The organism is Shewanella maritima, from assembly GCF_043643735.1.
Taxonomy (GTDB): domain Bacteria; phylum Pseudomonadota; class Gammaproteobacteria; order Enterobacterales; family Shewanellaceae; genus Shewanella; species Shewanella maritima_A.
Genome location: NZ_JBHZSM010000019.1, coordinates 1 through 17,373 on the forward strand (window position 1 = coordinate 1; position 17,373 = coordinate 17,373).

At 41.0% G+C, this 17,373-nt stretch carries 13 protein-coding genes and 2 tRNA genes; 12 read left to right on the forward strand and 3 right to left on the reverse strand.

All coding sequences use genetic code 11. The features are described 5' to 3' along the window. A tRNA-Met gene (locus tag ACHUGF_RS16275) sits at positions 1–73 on the reverse strand. Between the two features lie 325 nt (positions 74–398). Between ACHUGF_RS16275 and rlmKL the strand changes: the two genes are divergently transcribed. From rlmKL to rmf, 5 genes are all read left to right on the forward strand, one after another. Continuing rightward, complete coding sequence (rlmKL, locus tag ACHUGF_RS16280; RefSeq protein ID WP_394132800.1) at positions 399–2,531, forward strand: bifunctional 23S rRNA (guanine(2069)-N(7))-methyltransferase RlmK/23S rRNA (guanine(2445)-N(2))-methyltransferase RlmL; 2,133 nt, start codon at positions 399–401, stop codon at positions 2,529–2,531. Continuing rightward, positions 2,524–2,751 carry a glutaredoxin family protein gene (locus ACHUGF_RS16285; protein WP_394132802.1) on the forward strand — a complete coding sequence of 76 codons (228 nt, stop codon included), beginning with the start codon at positions 2,524–2,526 and terminating at the stop codon, positions 2,749–2,751. Before rlmKL ends, ACHUGF_RS16285 begins: the two co-directional genes overlap by 8 nt. A 1-nt stretch (position 2,752) precedes the next feature. After that, a complete protein-coding gene (locus ACHUGF_RS16290; protein WP_394132804.1) occupies positions 2,753–4,669 on the forward strand; it encodes an ABC transporter ATP-binding protein in 1,917 nt (638 codons plus the stop codon). Positions 4,670–4,695: 26 nt separating this feature from the next. Then, positions 4,696–6,627, forward strand: a complete 1,932-nt coding sequence (locus ACHUGF_RS16295; RefSeq protein WP_394132806.1) for a DUF3466 family protein — start codon at positions 4,696–4,698, stop codon at positions 6,625–6,627. A gap of 743 nt (positions 6,628–7,370) precedes the next feature. After that, entirely contained in the window at positions 7,371–7,547 is a 177-nt protein-coding gene (rmf, locus tag ACHUGF_RS16300; protein WP_394132807.1) for a ribosome modulation factor, read from the forward strand. A gap of 86 nt (positions 7,548–7,633) precedes the next feature. On the opposite strand, the gene fabA is transcribed toward rmf, so the two are convergent. Next, entirely contained in the window at positions 7,634–8,149 is a 516-nt protein-coding gene (gene fabA, locus ACHUGF_RS16305; protein ID WP_394132809.1) for a bifunctional 3-hydroxydecanoyl-ACP dehydratase/trans-2-decenoyl-ACP isomerase, read from the reverse strand. Between the two features lie 73 nt (positions 8,150–8,222). Further along, on the reverse strand, positions 8,223–9,956 hold the full coding sequence (locus ACHUGF_RS16310; RefSeq protein ID WP_394132811.1) for a Lon-insertion domain-containing protein: 1,734 nt from the start codon (positions 9,954–9,956) through the stop codon (positions 8,223–8,225). A gap of 295 nt (positions 9,957–10,251) precedes the next feature. On the opposite strand from ACHUGF_RS16310, the gene ACHUGF_RS16315 reads away from it, so the two are divergent. From ACHUGF_RS16315 to uvrC, 7 genes are all read left to right on the forward strand, one after another. Next, positions 10,252–10,342: transfer RNA gene (locus tag ACHUGF_RS16315), tRNA-Ser, on the forward strand. Positions 10,343–10,693: 351 nt separating this feature from the next. Further along, positions 10,694–11,917 carry an HlyD family secretion protein gene (locus ACHUGF_RS16320; RefSeq protein WP_394132812.1) on the forward strand — a complete coding sequence of 408 codons (1,224 nt, stop codon included), beginning with the start codon at positions 10,694–10,696 and terminating at the stop codon, positions 11,915–11,917. Then, positions 11,907–12,947 (forward strand): DUF2955 domain-containing protein, encoded by a 1,041-nt coding sequence (locus tag ACHUGF_RS16325; RefSeq protein ID WP_394132813.1) that lies wholly within the window; start codon positions 11,907–11,909, stop codon positions 12,945–12,947. Before ACHUGF_RS16320 ends, ACHUGF_RS16325 begins: the two co-directional genes overlap by 11 nt. A gap of 34 nt (positions 12,948–12,981) precedes the next feature. Then, positions 12,982–14,088 carry an AI-2E family transporter gene (locus ACHUGF_RS16330; protein ID WP_394132814.1) on the forward strand — a complete coding sequence of 369 codons (1,107 nt, stop codon included), beginning with the start codon at positions 12,982–12,984 and terminating at the stop codon, positions 14,086–14,088. Positions 14,089–14,231: 143 nt separating this feature from the next. After that, positions 14,232–14,651 (forward strand): secondary thiamine-phosphate synthase enzyme YjbQ, encoded by a 420-nt coding sequence (locus tag ACHUGF_RS16335; RefSeq protein WP_394132815.1) that lies wholly within the window; start codon positions 14,232–14,234, stop codon positions 14,649–14,651. Between the two features lie 177 nt (positions 14,652–14,828). Continuing rightward, positions 14,829–15,473, forward strand: coding sequence for a UvrY/SirA/GacA family response regulator transcription factor (uvrY, locus tag ACHUGF_RS16340; protein ID WP_394132816.1), 645 nt, complete (start codon positions 14,829–14,831; stop codon positions 15,471–15,473). A 36-nt stretch (positions 15,474–15,509) separates the two neighbouring features. Further along, positions 15,510–17,342: an excinuclease ABC subunit UvrC gene (uvrC, locus tag ACHUGF_RS16345; protein ID WP_394132817.1), complete on the forward strand. Its 1,833-nt coding sequence runs from the start codon at positions 15,510–15,512 to the stop codon at positions 17,340–17,342. Positions 17,343–17,373 lie beyond the last annotated feature (31 nt).

The window sequence follows — 17,373 nt, forward strand, 5'->3', positions numbered from 1 at the left end:
TGCGGGAGCCGGATTTGAACCGACGACCTTCGGGTTATGAGCCCGACGAGCTACCAAACTGCTCCATCCCGCGTCCGATTAACTTTGAAATAATTCGGATTTCATTACTGAATTACCGCTGTGCTTCAAAGCGGGGCGAACTATATCGACCTGAATGTCACATTGCAAGTCTTAATCTAAAAAAGCTGTTCGACTGCTGTTAAAGTAATCATTTTGTTGTTGCTTCATTCCCTATGAGTACCCTTTTTACCTTGTTCGAGAGTGAGTCGCTCAAAGTTTGGCGCAATAAAATTGAATGGGGTGTTTTACGACAAACAAATAGCATAAGTCATTGGGTATTGTGGCGCTATGCAGGTATAATAACCGACTGATTTTTGAGATGGTGATAGTGACCCAACATGTTTAATTTTTTTGCAGCAGCACCTAAAGGTTTTGAATACAGTTTAGCGAATGAACTGAAAGGGTTTGGCGCCCTAGAAGTGAAAGAAAGTGTGGCTGGTGTGTATTTCTCAGCAGACCTAGAGCTTGCTTACCGTATTACCTTATGGACACGCCTTGCGAGTCGCATTGTATTAGTGATTTACAAAGGGCAATGCGAGTCGCCTGAACAGCTATACAATGCTGCATATTGTATTGACTGGCCATCTCACTTTTCTAATAAGCACACTTTTAGTATCGACTTCCATGGTACTGGTGGTTTCATTAAAAACACCCAGTTTGGCGCGCTTAAAATTAAAGATGCGGTAGTAGACCGTTTCAGAGATGACGGTGAACGTCGTCCTGATGTTGAACGCGTCAATCCAGATTTTAAAATTGATGCTCATTACCGCAATGGTCAAGTCACGATTGCTATGAATTTCTCAGGTTCAGCATTACACCAGCGCGGTTACCGGGCAACAACAGGTGAAGCGCCTTTAAAAGAAAATTTAGCAGCAAACATGTTAGCGCGTTCAGGTTGGCAAGCAGAACCTACTACCTTGATGGACCCATTTTGTGGCAGTGGAACAGTGCTAATTGAAGCGGCGCTGATGGCGGCAGATATTGCACCAGGCTTACAACGTCAAAGTTTTGGTTTTGAAAATTGGCGCAGCCATAACCCCACTTTGTGGCAAAACATTGTAGATGAAGCACAAGCAAGAGCCTCATTAGGCAAAACACGCTGTAATATTAAGTTTTATGGTTCAGATATAGATTCTCGATTAGTCGCGCTTGCTAAACGAAATGCACAAAATGCCGGTGTTGCGGAGTTTATTGAATTTTCTGTTGCCAATGCACTTAACGTGACACCGCCAGAAGCCACGGGCTTTTTAATTTCTAATCCGCCTTATGGTGAACGTTTAGGCAGCATTACTGAATTACTGCAACTGTATTATCAGTTGGGCGATAACTTTAAGAAATCATTTGGTGGCTGGAAAGTGGCTATGTTGTGTAGCGATGTCGAGCTTATTTCATCATTGAAGTTAAAAGCCGATAAGCAAATGAAGATGTTTAATGGTGCGCTTGAATGTGCATTTAATTTATACACTTTACACGCTAAAAGTACCCGTAGAAATGCACCGCAGTTACCTGATGGCGTGGATGTGGGTGATATCGCACCGGCATTTGCCAATCGTATTCGCAAAAATATGAAACAGCTTAATAAGTGGGCTAAGAAAGAGGGAATAGATAGTTTCCGCATCTATGATGCCGATTTACCTGAATACAATGTCGCCATTGATAAGTATGTTGACTATGTGGTGATTCAAGAATACTCAGCGCCAGCGACCATTCCTGAAGCTGTAACTAAACGTCGCATCAGCGATGTATTGTTAGCATTGCCAAATGCGTTAGGCATTAGTCCTGATAACATTACCTTAAAGACACGTGAGCGCCAAAAGGGTACGAGTCAGTATCAAAAGCTTGATGAGCAAAAGTTAGAAGTCATTACTCAAGAATACAATGCTCGCTTTAAATTGAATTTAACAGGGTATCTAGATACCGGCCTATTTTTAGATCACCGTGTGACACGCAAACTCGTTGGGAAAAAATCATCAGGTAAACATGTACTGAACTTGTTTTCATATACTGGTTCAGCGTCAGTGCATGCAGCATTAGGTGGCGCTAGCAGTGTCACGACTGTTGATATGTCAAATACTTATCTAACTTGGGCAAAAGAAAACTTTGCCATTAATGGGTTAGCAAATAAAAAATATCAGTTTGTTCAAGCAGATTGTTTGCAATGGATTAAAGATAACGATGATAAGCAGTTTGACTTAATTTTCATCGACCCACCAACATTCTCAAATTCAAAGCGAATGGAAGATAGCTGGGATGTGCAACGTGATCACCTTGCAATGCTGACGGATTTGATTAAATTGCTTGCACCAAATGGTGAAATTATATTTTCAAACAACAAGCGCAAATTTAAAATGGACGTGGATGGTTTGAATAAGTTGGGTGTCAAAGTTAGCAACATTGATGACCAATGTTTACCGCTTGATTATAAGCGTAATCCGCACATTCATAACGTGTGGCAAATTACCCATGCATAATCGTCAGTTTACCCTTTACCATACCGATGGTTGCCACTTGTGTGAGTTGGCTAAAGTATTAGTTGACCAACTCAACATTAACTATCAATACATCGATATCTGTGAAGACTCACAGCTCGCTGAACTATATGGTACCACTATTCCGGTTTTTTCTGATGGCAAACAAGCTTTATGCTGGCCGTTTGAATTAGACCAACTACAAGCATTCATAGGAGTTTAGATTGAGTCTTGTTCGAATTAATAATGGCTCTTTAGCATACGGTTACACGCCATTATTACAAAATGCAGATTTTACCATTGAACCTGGTGAACGTGTATGTATCGTTGGACGAAATGGCGCTGGTAAATCCAGTCTAATGAAAGTCTTATCCGGTGATGTTCTGCTTGACGACGGTGAGTTTAATATTGCCACTGATGTTAATGTTAGCCGCTTACAGCAAGACCCACCTAAAGCAGAGCAGGGGACTGTTTATGCCTATATTGCAGCTGGGTTACAAGAGATTGGTGAAATGCTCGAGCAATACCACCAACTGTCTCACGATATAGCGGAAGCATCTCCAGAGAAAATGGAACAGATGCTCAAACGCATGCAACGCCTACAAGAAGCCCTTGATCATAATAATGGTTGGCAGCTCGACTCTCGCATTGTACAAACTTGTCAGTTGCTTGGGTTAGATGCCGATAAGCCCTTAAGTGAATTATCAGGCGGTTGGCAGCGCAAAGTCGCACTTGCAAGAGCGCTAGTGAGCGAGCCTGATTTATTGCTATTAGATGAACCGACAAACCACCTCGACATTGATACTATTGAATGGTTAGAGCAATTTCTCCTTAACTATAAAGGCGCGATTGTTTTTGTCAGTCACGACCGTGGGTTTATTCAGCGCATGGCGACACGCATTGTGGACCTTGATCGCGGCGTGGTAACCAATTGGCCTGGTAATTACCAAGCTTACTTAGCCGGTAAACAAGAGTGGCTAAGGGTAGAAGAAGAACAAAATGCCCAGTTCGATAAGCGTTTAGCTGAAGAAGAAACATGGATTCGCCAAGGTATTAAAGCCCGCCGTACACGTAATGAAGGCCGCGTTCGTGCCCTTAAAGCATTAAGGCAAGAACGAACAGCGCGGATCAATCGCCAAGGCAACGCTAAGATGGCGGTATCTGATACTGAACGTTCAGGTAAGCTGGTGTTTGATGTAAAGAGCATCAATTACAGTATTCCAGAGAAAAGCTTGGTCAATAACTTCTCTACTTCTGTTATGCGTGGCGATCGTATCGCGTTGATTGGCCCAAATGGTTGCGGTAAATCAACATTGATAAAACTGTTGATTGAGCAACTTCAGCCACAATCAGGTGAAATAAAAGTCGGAACCAAGCTTGAAGTTGCATATTTTGATCAGTATCGTGAAGCGCTAGATCCTGAGAAGACTGTTGAAGAAAACGTCGGCGAAGGCAAAAGCACGGTAACAATTAACGGTCAAGACCGGCATATATTGAGCTATTTGCAGGACTTTTTGTTCTCACCTATGCGTGCAAGAACGCCAGTGAAAGCGTTATCTGGCGGTGAGAAAAACCGACTTTTGTTAGCCAGGTTACTGTTACGTCCAGCTAATTTAATTATTCTCGATGAACCAACCAATGATCTTGATATTGAAACACTTGAGTTACTCGAGTCTTTATTGACTGATTATGAAGGTACTCTGTTAATCGTTAGTCATGATAGGGCATTCATCGATAATACCGTAACCAGTAGCTGGTGGTTTGCTGGCAATGGACATTGGTCAGAGTATGTTGGCGGTTACCAGGATGCCGTTGCTCAGGGGGCAAAATTTTATACTGAGGAACCCGAGACAGAAACTGTTGTCCAAACTGCACAGCCTCAAAAGGAAAAGCCTGTTAAAGCGCCAGAAAAGGCTGCAAAAAAACTTTCATATAAGTTACAACGAGAGTTAGAAGCTTTACCTGCGCAAATGGAACAATTAGAGCAAGAGATTGAAACACTGCAGGAAGCAGTTAATAGCCCCGAGTTTTACAACCAAACACAAGATACCGTTAATGCTCAGTTACAAGCGTTAGCGGAAAAAGAACAAGCGTTAGAAACCTGCTTTGAACGATGGGAAGAGCTCGAGTCGTTAAAGTAGCGGATAATAAAAACAGGAATTATTACATGAAGTTAAAGTTGAATAGAGGTATATCACTGGTTGCGTTAGGTGTGATTGCTTCATTAAGCCAAGTACAAGCAGCACCTGTCTACGAAATCCTTAATATTGAAGAAACCGTAAACCCAGATACTGGCCTCGTTGAAATCGACTTAAGCGGTACTATTGAAGGCACGCGTAATGGTTACGCTATGGGCGTGAATGCTAATGATGAACTTATTGGTGTATCTAAAGGTAAGAGAAAGCTGTCTGATGATGACTTTGATGATGATTTAATCGACGTCGAAGATGGTTTGTTGCCTCAAGAGCGTATTACTTATTCCGTTTATTTACCTATTCAAGCGAATAACTTTACTTTCACTGCTGAAGAAAACCATCTTGAAACGCCTTGGAATCCCGAATTTTTTAGTATTGCGGGTACAACTCCTCCAACAGAAAGGGATGATGAAGGTGAACTGATTGTAAACTCAATTGATACTTATTTTTACGGCCTTAATGATGCTGGTGTAAAAGTTGGTGCAAGAACAGGTGAAGAGAGAACTTTACCTTATGAAGGGGAAATAGAAGATCAAGAGTTTTGGTATTACCGAGATTTTGAAAACCGTGGTGTAGCAATAGTAAATGACTCAGAGTTGACACTCCCCCCTCCTTATACAACGTACCTTTATGAAGCTACAGAAGACTTTGATGAGCAAGAAGTTAATGTCGGTGGTGCATCCGTTATAGCTTCGGTAAACAATGATAATATTGCTGTAGGTTATGCAACAACTGATATTGCGGAACAAAGTAAATCGTACATTAATACTTGTGTTGAGCAATCATTAGAGCCTTCTGATGAAGATAATCCTGTTCCACTTGAAGCCTGTATTCAAAACTTACAATATCCCGATACAAATAGTAGTTTTGTTGCTATTCAATACCAAATGAGAGCTGGTGTATGGGACTTAGACGTTTTAGATGAAGATGGCGTACCTGAGTTTACTGAACTTGAGCTTGGTTTAACGCCAGATGATGACTCTACCTCTACTTTTGTTGCTCAAGGTTTGGGTATCAATCCTCAAGGTGACATCGTTGTAGGGCGTTCTCATGTTTATCGAAATGATAACCGTGATAAATTACGTCAAGATGCGGCATTTTGGTCGAAAAATTCAGCTGGAGAGTATGAATATAACTGGGTACCGATGATTGACGATATATTTCGTTCAATAGCCTATGATGTCAACGATAGCGGCTTACTTGTAGGCTCTTATGAGCGCTATATCAATGGTTATCAACGTGAAAAGTTCTTCATTTATGATACGACTAACCCTGATGCAGAAGTGATTACACCTGATGACTTTTTAGCAGGTTTATCGGATCTCAGTAGCCGTCCAAAGGACATTAATAGCCTAGGTCAGGTTGTAGGTAATATTGAAGTGACTTTCGATAAAGAAAAGCCAAGACCGAAAGCTGGCTTTTTATATAATCACAATGATGAGTCTTTTTCGAACATTAATGCGTTGCTAACCTGTGAATCGCGAGGTTATATGCTAAATGATGGGCAGGATTGGGAGCGCAGACAAGTCACGGTTATTGATGGTACTGGCGAGCGGTTAACCTATGACTCTGAAATTTATGTTGTTGAGGCTAATGGAATTAACGAAGATGGAACAATTGTAGGTACTGCTTTCATCCGTAAGCCAACTTTTCAGTATGACGAAGATGGCAATCTAATACTAGGTGAAAACAACAAGCCGTTTTTTGAATTGAACGCTAATGGTGAGCCATTAACGTCCACCATTCCTCGTATGGTGGTGATGAAACCGGTAAATGGTGAAGCTTGTACCGTATCAGATCGCGAAGAAGAAACCCCTTATGAGCGCAAAGGGGCAGCTAGCTTGGCATGGTTACTTGCTTTACCGTTATTGTGGATGCGTCGACGCTTTACTTGGGCAAAATAAACCACAAGCCGACGCTGTATTAACTAAAATCATCGAGCGGTAGCAAATGACTTTGCTACCGTTTTTTACTTTCAGCCCCATAAAACACCTACTTCATTCGTTGATTATCATTCAATAGGCTTAACTGTCATTTTCTGCTTACATGACATGTTAGTTTTATACAATCACATTTAATGACGCAGTAAGCACATTCCCTTCCTTGGTTTTAAAAAAGCTCGATGAAAATATCCATGCTTTCAACGGCTTTAAATCTAATCGTCTATCGGTGTCATTGAGGCTACAAAATAGCTGAAACGTCCATTTACGGGGGCAAACACAAAGCTACCTTCTACAGGAGGTGGTTTGTTGACTGGCTTAACTTATAGTTAATGCTGTTATATTCGTTTTGTTCTATTGAATTCTCTTAATTCAAGTTCTTGTGAAAGCGCTCTTGTATTTACTCGCCCTATATCGAGGATTCCTATTACCAATCTTTTCTCCTTCCAAGTTTTTTGTGAGCTTCTTTTAGCTGTATTTTTGAACAGAGTGTTCAAAATTGAAGTAGACCAAACTGGTAAAAATATCGAGCAAAAATCGATCAATTTATTTTTAACTCAGATCTCAATACCTTAATCAATTTAGGCATGAACTTGATCAAAATAGGGATTGATCTTGTTTAAAAATCGATCTATTTCTAGAGGTGAAGCAAAGATTTGCCAAGTGCAAGTTGGGTTTCATGGAACAATTTTTAGAGGACGTTTTGCATGAAAAGACAAAAAAGAGATCGTTTAGATAGAGCTTTTTCGAAGGGGTTTCAGGCAGGGATTGGAGGTCGATCTAAAGATAATTGTCCCTACGCTAATCTGGATTCTAAATCACAATGGTTAGGTGGTTGGCGTGAAGGGACTGACGGTCGCTTGAGTGGATTGTTTAATAAATAAATTTTTCAAAAAGGAAAGAATAATGCCCTCAAACAGCAGTCGTGTTTTGAGGGCATTTTAGTGTTGTAAAGTGTCACATTCGATATTTAGAATGTTGAGGTATCTTGGAAAATACCAACTTTCAGATCGGTTGCTGAGTATATTTCTCTACCATCAACTTCCATTACCGCATCAGCAATACCCATGACGAGTTTACGGTGGATTTTTCGCTTAATGTTTAGCTTGTAAGTGACTTTTTTAGCTTCTGGCAGTACTTGGCCAGTAAACTTGACTTCACCTACCCCTAAAGCGCGTCCTTTACCTTCAGCACCTTCCCAGCCTAGGAAAAAACCAACCAATTGCCACATTGCATCTAAGCCAAGACAACCTGGCATGACAGGATCACCAGCAAAGTGGCAGTCAAAAAACCATAGTTCTGGAGTAATGTCTAATTCTGCGACAATTTCGCCTTTACCAAAATCACCGCCATCTTCATTAATTGTGACAATGCGATCAATCATCAGCATATTATCAATGGGAAGACGAGGACGATTTGGGCCTAATAAATCACCATGACCACAAGCAATTAACTGCTCTTTAGTGAAACTGTTCGCTTTTTCCATTTAACTCGATACCACTCTATACGCTATAAGATGGCAACAAGATAGCGAACACGTGTACGCTAAACAACTCCGATCACTCTGTTGAGCGCAATCTTTTCAGTATTCGAGCTAAAAATGAGGGAGTTTCCGCTTCAATTTCATGTCCCGCTAATCTATCAAGCCTTTGTTGAACCTTGCCGTAAAGAGACGAATCAGGGAAAGTGTTATGCTCATCTGCTTCACCTGCGGGGAGTTGCATCAAGAGTTCAACAGCTTGATCCATATGATCAATGGCATGAATAAAAAACTGTTGTTCATTGACCGCAATAATGACTTCAGGCTCAAGGTTTAATTGCAGAATATTTGCGCGGGGTATAATTACACCTTGTTTGCCCGTTAATCCACGGCGTTTACATAATTTAAAAAAGCCTTCAATCTTTTCATTTACGCCGCCGATAGCTTGAACATTACCAAATTGGTCTAACGCTCCTGTGACGCCAAAACTCTGAAGAATGGGCGTCTCAGCAATCGCTGACATTAAACAACAGTATTCCGCTAATGAAGCACTGTCACCATCAATTTCTTGGTATGACTGTTCAAACACAATGTTGGCATTTAAATGTAGCGGGGCATCACGGCCAAAAATTCTGTATAAGCAAGCAGAGAGGATCATCATGCCTTTTGCATGAATATTGCCGCCCAATTCTGACTTACGTTCAATATCTGCCACTTCTCCATCACCATAATGCACCGTGGTTGAAATTCTTGCTGGTTCGCCATAGCTGTAGTCACCGGTATCGATAACGGTTAAACCGTTTATCTGGCCTATCATGTCACCATCGGTTGGAAGCGTGATAAATTTGTCATCAAAGTTTTGAGCTGCATATTCTTCAGAGCTATTATGACGTTCGATTTGCTTCTCTATTGCGGTCGAAACGGCTTTGGCTGACACTTGTGTTTCGTTAGAATAAACGTTGGCTTGCGCTATTAGTTGTCCCATAGCAATCATGTTAAGACTCAAGCGTTGTTGGTGCTCCACCATTTTGGCGCTATACCAAAGCAAAGGTCTGATGGCAGATATGTCGAGTTGAACTTGCTCAATTTCCGCAATTGCTTGAAGCCACTGCATATATTGATGTTCACTGTGCTTAGTTAAATCCAACTCGTGATTCATTTCAGCTAACATAGCAAATTGTTTCATGAACAATTTGTCTTCTTCTCTCAAATGGCTAAAAAACAAACTTGAACCTACCAGCACTATTTTGCAATTTAGCGGTATAGGGGCAAGTTCGCTGTTTACACTATATTGGCCATCTTCAATAATTTGCGCTAACAACTCCCACAGTTTTTCGCGTTTCCATAAAGATTCCACACAAATGTACACATAATGGTGTTTGGCCAGTGCGCCTGCTTCATATTGGGTGGCATTTGCTTTTTTGGTCACCTTACCAATTAACTGAGCACGAGTGATTTTGCCGTGCAAGTAGGTAAATAACTCATCCTTAACGGTAATAGTGCCTACATTTTCTGGAACCACCATATCTTGCCAATGAAAACTGGTATCGCCATTCTGTTTACTGGCAACTAGATAGGCATCACTTGGTGTCGATGCCTGTAAGGTTAAAGCTTGTATGAATTTAACACGGTTTACGCCCGGAAAATCTGCGAGGAATAAATGTTGCTCAGCTAGCTTTGAACACAAAACGAAGCTATCAACGACTCTTTGTTGGCCGAGTAGTAGATGGCTTGAATAGATAGATGAGCTTAATTGCGCTGGAAGGTTAAATTGCGGCGCGAGTGCAGAGCTGGGTAAACAGGTTTGAGTCATAAGGTCTAATAAAAGCTTTGTCGAGTAGTCATTAGGCCGATAGTAGCATATTTGAATTTTTGCGTCGGATTTTTGAGGCTATCCTTATGGGATTTAGCTGATTAATATCCTTCTATTTTATCGGTATAAAGATGCTATCTTGCATTAACTTACCGCTTTTCACTTACAAAATATGAATAAGATAAACTGTGATATGATTTGCTAGCTAATGTTGGTTGAATACTAGGCAAGTGTCAGCTTTTTTTCATTTAGGGCTTTACAGCTTAGCTTGGTTGTCATATTATTCGCGGCGTTCGGAGAGATGGCAGAGTGGTCGAATGCACCGGTCTTGAAAACCGGCAGGGGTTTGTAGCCCCTCTAGGGTTCAAATCCCTATCTCTCCGCCATATTCAGTCAAAAAGCCCGCTATTTTAGCGGGCTTTTTGCATTTATATTGCTCCGTATCCTCTCTTACTTTCCGTCCTCTCTCTAATGCTAGTAGTGTCCAGTTATATTTTGTTGTAAAGCTATCACCTGAGTTAATTTATTGATTTACACATGCGAACTGTTTGTAACATTATGATGGGTTTGTTAACTTAAGTGGTAAAGAAGCAAGGTATTCCATTTAATTTAATAGCTTATTGAAATCGCAGAACTGCACAGATGTGTGTCAAGCATGAGTGTTCTATGCAATCTTAGCCATTAATTGAATAGGTTTAACTGGATGCACAGACATTTTTATCAAGGAATGAATTACGATGAGCAACGAGCAGAAAGACTCTGAAATCGTCAATAACGAACCATCTAAAACTGATTCAACCGAGTCAGAAAAGCCGCAACAGATTAATCATGATAACCCCGCCGAAGAAACTGCGGAAGCCGAAAATATTAATCAAGAGGCAAACCTTCAAGCACAACAAAAAACGAATAAAATTCGCAAAGCGACAAATATCATTTTAGCTGTGGTATTTAGTGTATTTGTTTTTCAATTGGTAGCAGATCGCTTTATTCCTCTTTCTGATTTAGGTCGTGTGCGTGGTTATGTCGTTCCCGTTACCCCCGAAGTATCAGGTGAAGTAGTTGAAATATCGGTTATTCCCAATCAGTTAGTACAAGAAAATGATGTATTGGCACGTATTAACCCGAAAGACTACGAAATTGCCTTATCTAAAGCCGAACAGACAGTGACTCGAGCGGGTCAGAATATGGGAGCACTCACTGCCAGTGTGAGTGCCGCTGAGGCAAAAGTTAAAAGTGCTGAAGCCAACTATGAGAATGCCAAAGTACAGTCTGAGCGCGTATTTGAAATGGTTAAAACCGGTGTTATGTCTCAAGCAGAAGGGGATAATGCAAGAGCGGAACTTACCAGTGCTGAAGCTGGTGTTGCCAGTGCACAAGCTGATTTAGCTAAAGCTGTAGAGCGTCTTGGTGCAGAGGGTGAAAATAATACGAATGTTAAATCAGCATTGTTAGAACTTGAGCAGGCTCAAATAAACCTTGAGCGGACTTATATACGTGCACCTTCTCAGGGGGTTGCTTCTAACTTTAGATTAAAAGAGGGCGCATATGCTGCAGCAGGTCAGCCAATTATGACCTTTATCTCTGCAGACGATATATGGATTGAAGCAAGCTTTAGGGAGAACAGTCTAGGTAATATTAATCCGGGCGACAAAGTTGAGTTTGCCTTAGATTATGCACCTGGAAAAGTCTTCCAAGGTGAAGTGGCTTACATCGATTATGGTGTTGATTGGGGGCAAAATGAGCAAACCGGTAAATTGGCTAAACCTTCTGAGCAAACAGGTTGGTTAAGGCAATCACAGCGCTTTCCTGTGACCATTAAATTTGACCCTGAGGTGGCCAAAGGGCTAAAGCGCGTCGGTGGGCAAGCTGATGTGATTGTTTATACAGATGAAAATGGTTTATTGAATGTGCTTGGTAAGCTTTGGATACGTATCGTGAGCCTATTCTCATATGTCAGATAAGGCGTTAGCTCAAACCACGGATGTGGATTCACAAAAGCTGATAGTCACCCGGCGAGTGTTACGTTTTACACTCGCTATGGGGGTTGCCATTCTGGTATCAGCCTTGGTGGCTTGGCCCTTAGCTTTTATCGTTCCTGTATTTGTGGCTAAGTTTTTAGTCGACAGACAGGCGCCTACGTTGCAGACCTTCTATGAATTGCTGGCGTCAATGTTGGTTATTGGCTTTATTGCTTGGGTCGTGACCTTTGGGCCAGTTCAATATCCTGCGGTGCTAATGCCAGTCATTGCCATTGCCATGTTATGGGCGTATTACCTTTTCAGTGATCCTCGGTGGAACTTCTTTGCATTAATGGTGATTATCGCAACTTTGCTGTTGCCATACATGGCGGTGTTACACCCAGGTATGGCGGGTATTGTCGCGTTTGGATTGGGGCTTTCTGGTTTAGTCGCGGTCATTATTTTCTCACTATTTCATGTGATACTGCCTGATTTAGCGCCTGAGAAAGATGAATTAAATGCGCCGGAGCTATCTTCTGAATCTAGACAAAATGCGGCATTTAAGGCGTTAGTACTAGCATATCCAGTGATTTGCGTTTTCTATATATTGCAAATTACTGATGCACTTCTGACGATGATTTTCATTGCTATTTTATCGTTGCAAACGACTGAGAATAATACAGTTAAAGTGAGTTTGTTTTTGCTCATTACCAATGTGATTGGCGGTATTTTGGCGATTGCATTTTATAATGTGATAGTTATTTCACCATCACTGATTTTTTATGTGGGTTTCATGATGCTATTAGCAATATTTTTTGCTACTAAAATTTATCATAACCCTGAAAAAGCCCCAATTTTTGCTACTATTTTCTCAACCTTATTAGTATTGCTTTGTTCTGCTGTCACTTCCTCTGATGCGGATGTGGCCAACAGCTTTTACATTCGCATTGCACAAATATTCATGGTGAGTGTTTACATGATAGTGATGTCTTTTTTCTTAGAAACTCGGCAGTGGCGCTGGTTAAAAACTTAGGGGTTCCCCTTTTACTATAGAGTAAGGATTTTCTATGTCTGACAGTAAAACACAGCTTACCAAAGCAAAGTTTAGCGAGTTTGCCATTGAAGCTTCCATCAAAGTTGCATTGATTTTTTTGATGATCCTATGGTGCTTTAACATCATTAGACCATTTATTATGCCAATATTATGGGGCGCGATTATTGCGATTACACTTTACCCGGTGGTATTGATGTTGTCGAAAAAATTGAATCTTTCCGTTGGGAAATCAAGCTTAATAGTAACATTGATAGCCTTAGCCATTCTTATTGTGCCTGTTGTTGCATTTTCTGGCACCTTGATTACTGGTACCACTGACTTTGTGGCGCAAGTGAGTGAAGGTACATTAGTCATTCCTCCACCAAAAGAATCCGTCGCTGAACTGCCACTTATCGGTGAGAAGCTATATCAGTTTTGGTTAGGTGCATCTTCTAATTTAGAGTCACTGATTCAAGCGAATAGTGAAAAGTTGAAGTCAATGACGTCATCACTCGCCTCGATGTTGGGTGGCTTTGGTCTAACATTTTTACAGTTTATTATTTCTATCATCATTGCTGGCGTATTTATGAAAGGTGCAGCTACTTCTAGCGAGATGTCTCACAAAGTAGCCGTCCGCCTTGCAGGTAAGCATGGAGAAGACTTTCAAGCCCTTACCGTCGCCACCGTAAGAAGTGTGGTTCAAGGCGTAATAGGTGTCGCGATTATTCAAAGCACCTTGGCTGGCTTAGGTTTAGTGTTTGTTGATGTACCCGGTACAGCGATTTGGATGCTAGCTGTTTTGCTTTTAGCTATTGTGCAATTGCCTCCCATTATTATTTTAGGCCCTTTAGCAGCCTTTGTGTTTACTGTAGAAAGTACCACTGTAGCAACCATTTTTTTAGTTTGGTCGGTGCTGGTCAGTGGTAGTGATGCTATTTTGAAACCGGTACTGATGGGGCGTGGTGTTGATATACCTATGCTGGTTATTCTTCTTGGCGCGATTGGTGGCATGATTATGTCGGGCATTGTTGGGCTCTTCGTGGGAGCGGTTGTGTTAGCGCTGGGTTATAAGTTATTCATTGCCTGGTTGGAGATTGACTCAATGCCACTTAATACAGAAGATAACAACTCAGGTGACTAGATCGTACCCTAATCGCTCTATTTCATAGGCTTTAGAGTGCGCGTGCTATCTCTATGATATTATTGCTCATATATTATTTTTCTTTTCACTTAATGTGATTTGAAATGTAAGATGTGGGCAATAAATCATATGGGTAGAAAAATATGTGGCTCCAGAAGCAAATAAACCTATCTCCAAAGCCTAGAGGCTTTCACCTGATTGATGATGAAATAATTAGCTCAATACCTGAGATAGCCGATATTAAAGTCGGGTTATTGCATATATTGATAAAGCATACTTCAGCCTCATTAACACTAAATGAGAATGCTGACCCTACCGTTAGAAATGATTTTGAAAGCCATTTTGATCATTTTGTTCCAGAAGGCGCGCCTTATTATCAGCACACTTATGAAGGTTCTGATGATATGCCTGCACACATTAAGTCGACTATCATTGGCTCTAACCACACTTTACCCATCACTCATGGACAGTTGAACTTGGGAACTTGGCAAGGGATTTATTTGTGTGAACACAGAAATAATGGTGGTTCGAGGCAGTTAGTATTAACGATTCAAGGAGAGTAATTGAACTCGCTTTTAGGTACTTATAACTGAATCAATTCTCAACTGTCGTAACTTGCTTTATCAGATATACAATTAATGCTAAATTGCTTATGATTTTTGTCTAAAACAATGCAATTTCTAATAAGAATAAATTTATTCAACTCTGTTGTTTAAATATGAATAATAGGTAGGTTTTTGGTGATTTCTGTATATCTTGTTGACGACCATGAACTCGTACGCACAGGGATCCGTCGTATATTAGAAGATGAGCGTGGCATTAAGGTGGTGGGAGAAGCTCCTGATGGTGAAACTGCTGTGCAGTGGTCTCGCCAAAATGAAGCTGATGTCATTTTAATGGATATGAATATGCCTGGAATGGGAGGAGTTGAAGCTACGCGTAAAATTTTACGTTTTCAGCCTGACGCAAAAATTATTGTGTTAACTGTTCAAACTGAAGATCCATTCCCTACTAAGGTAATGCAAGCCGGAGCATCAGGTTATTTAACTAAAGGCTCTACTTCTCCGGAAGTGATCAGAGCTATTTTGCAAGTATCACGTGGGCAACGCTATTTATCGCCTGAAATTGCCCAGCAAATGGCGTTAAGTCAATTTAGCCATACCGATGAAAATCCATTTACCTCTTTGTCAGAGCGTGAATTGCAGATTATGTTAATGATTACCAATGGTGAAAAAGTTAACGATATTTCTGAGAAGCTGAATTTAAGCCCAAAAACAGTTAATAGTTATCGCTATCGTTTGTTTGCTAAATTGGATATCAGTGGTGATGTTGAACTCACCCGTTTAGCTATCCGTTATAAAATGCTCGATACTGGCTCTTTCTAAAATACAGCAGCGTGTTAGCGCTGCTTGACTCTCTTTATGCCAAACAGTTTTAATGCCCGCGAATTCCTAAAAACCGTGACTTCCCAACCGGGAGTTTATCGTATGTATGACAAGCAAAAGCAGGTCATATATGTTGGTAAAGCAAAAGATTTAAAAAAACGATTAACCTCTTACTTTCGGGTAAACCTACCTAATGTAAAAACTCAAGCGCTGGTTGCCAATATTGAAGATATTGATGTCACTGTGACCCACAGTGAAACAGATGCATTAGTGCTTGAGAATGATTACATCAAACAGTACATGCCTAAATACAATGTGCTGTTAAGAGATGATAAATCATACCCCTATATTCTGCTGAGTGGCCATAAACACCCAAGGCTCGCTTATCATCGCGGTGCAAAACGTGAAAAAGGCCAATATTTTGGTCCTTATCCCAATGGTGGAGCCGTGAGGGAAAGTTTACATTTAATGCAAAAACTGTTTCCTATAAGACAGTGCGCAGACCTGTATTATAAATCTCGTTCTCGACCTTGCTTGCAATACCAATTAGACAGGTGCAGCGCTCCCTGCGTTGCTATGGTCAGTGATGATGAGTATCACGAACAGGTAAAATTGGCCCAGTTATTTCTTAAAGGTAAAGATCAGCAGGTTATTAGTCAGTTGGTCGCTAAAATGGAATCGGCAGCCATTGATATGCACTATGAGCAAGCTGCCCGTTACCGAGACCAAATTACCGCATTGAGGAAAGTGGCTGAACAGCAAGAGGTATCTAATCATAGTGGTAATATGGATGTGATTGGTGCACATTACGCCTCGGGGGTTGCTTGCTTTCACTTGATGTTTATTCGTAACGGTAAAATCTTTGGGTCTCGCAGCTACTATCCGACCATACCAGCTAAAACCGAACTGGATGAAGTACTCTATTCATTTTTAAGTCAGTTCTACCTCAATGCAGATATTCAACGCACAATACCAAAAGAGATAATTTTAAGTCACAAGTTTGATGAGCTAAAAACATTACAATCTGCTATCGAAGCTGCACTAGAAAAGAAATTAGAAATAAAGACTAATGTGCGCGGTGAAAGAGCCAGCTTTTTACGTTTAGCTGAGACCAATGCTCACAATGCCGTTACAACACGTCTATCCCATAAGAAAACGGTTGAACAACGCTTCCAATTACTTGAAGAAGCTTTAGAGCTTACTCGCCAGATTAACCGAATGGAATGTTTTGATATCAGTCATACCATGGGGGAGAGCACGGTAGCATCATGCGTGGTGTTTAATCGAGAAGGCCCACATAAAGCTGATTATCGCAGATATAACATTAATGGAATTACTGCAGGCGATGATTATGCTGCTATGCAACAAGCAATATCTCGCCGTTTTGATAAAATTGATGCTAATGGCAAGGTGCCGGATATTTTGTTTATTGATGGTGGCATAGGCCAGTTAAGAGTGGCGCAAAAGATTGTTGATGATAAATGTCAGCATCTAGACGTTGCTCCACTTTTAATTGGTGTGACTAAAGGGGAAGGGCGTAAACAAGGGCTTGAAACCTTTTTGATTGGTGGTAGTGAACAACAGTTTGAATTACCCAATGATTCTCCGGCATTTCACCTCATGGTACATATTCGGGATGAATCTCACCGCTTTGCAATAACGGGGCATCGTAATAAACGTCAGAAAACACGTAATACTTCAACTTTAGAGTCAATTGCTGGTGTCGGCCCTAAACGCCGTAAAGCCTTATTACAACACCTTGGTGGTATTCAAGAGGTGAAAGCGGCAAGCATTGCTGAATTAGTAAAAGTGCCTGGAATTAGCTTAGAAATGGCACAAACAATCCATGATGCATTGCGGGCAGGGTAAAATTAAGGCAAGATTGGCGCTGCTTCTATAA

Excerpts from the sequence above, each read along its gene's own strand:
- ACHUGF_RS16295 (WP_394132806.1), top strand. The coding sequence starts at position 4,696 with ATGAAGTTAAAGTTGAATAGAGGTATATCACTGGTTGCGTTAGGTGTG.
- ACHUGF_RS16320 (WP_394132812.1), top strand. The coding sequence starts at position 10,694 with ATGAGCAACGAGCAGAAAGACTCTGAAATCGTCAATAACGAACCATCT.
- ACHUGF_RS16310 (WP_394132811.1), bottom strand. The coding sequence starts at position 9,956 with ATGACTCAAACCTGTTTACCCAGCTCTGCACTCGCGCCGCAATTTAAC.
- uvrC (WP_394132817.1), top strand. The coding sequence starts at position 15,510 with ATGCCAAACAGTTTTAATGCCCGCGAATTCCTAAAAACCGTGACTTCC.
- fabA (WP_394132809.1), bottom strand. The coding sequence starts at position 8,149 with ATGGAAAAAGCGAACAGTTTCACTAAAGAGCAGTTAATTGCTTGTGGT.
- ACHUGF_RS16335 (WP_394132815.1), top strand. The coding sequence starts at position 14,232 with ATGTGGCTCCAGAAGCAAATAAACCTATCTCCAAAGCCTAGAGGCTTT.
- ACHUGF_RS16325 (WP_394132813.1), top strand. The coding sequence starts at position 11,907 with ATGTCAGATAAGGCGTTAGCTCAAACCACGGATGTGGATTCACAAAAG.
- ACHUGF_RS16330 (WP_394132814.1), top strand. The coding sequence starts at position 12,982 with ATGTCTGACAGTAAAACACAGCTTACCAAAGCAAAGTTTAGCGAGTTT.
- rmf (WP_394132807.1), top strand. The coding sequence starts at position 7,371 with ATGAAAAGACAAAAAAGAGATCGTTTAGATAGAGCTTTTTCGAAGGGG.
- rlmKL (WP_394132800.1), top strand. The coding sequence starts at position 399 with ATGTTTAATTTTTTTGCAGCAGCACCTAAAGGTTTTGAATACAGTTTA.
- ACHUGF_RS16285 (WP_394132802.1), top strand. The coding sequence starts at position 2,524 with ATGCATAATCGTCAGTTTACCCTTTACCATACCGATGGTTGCCACTTG.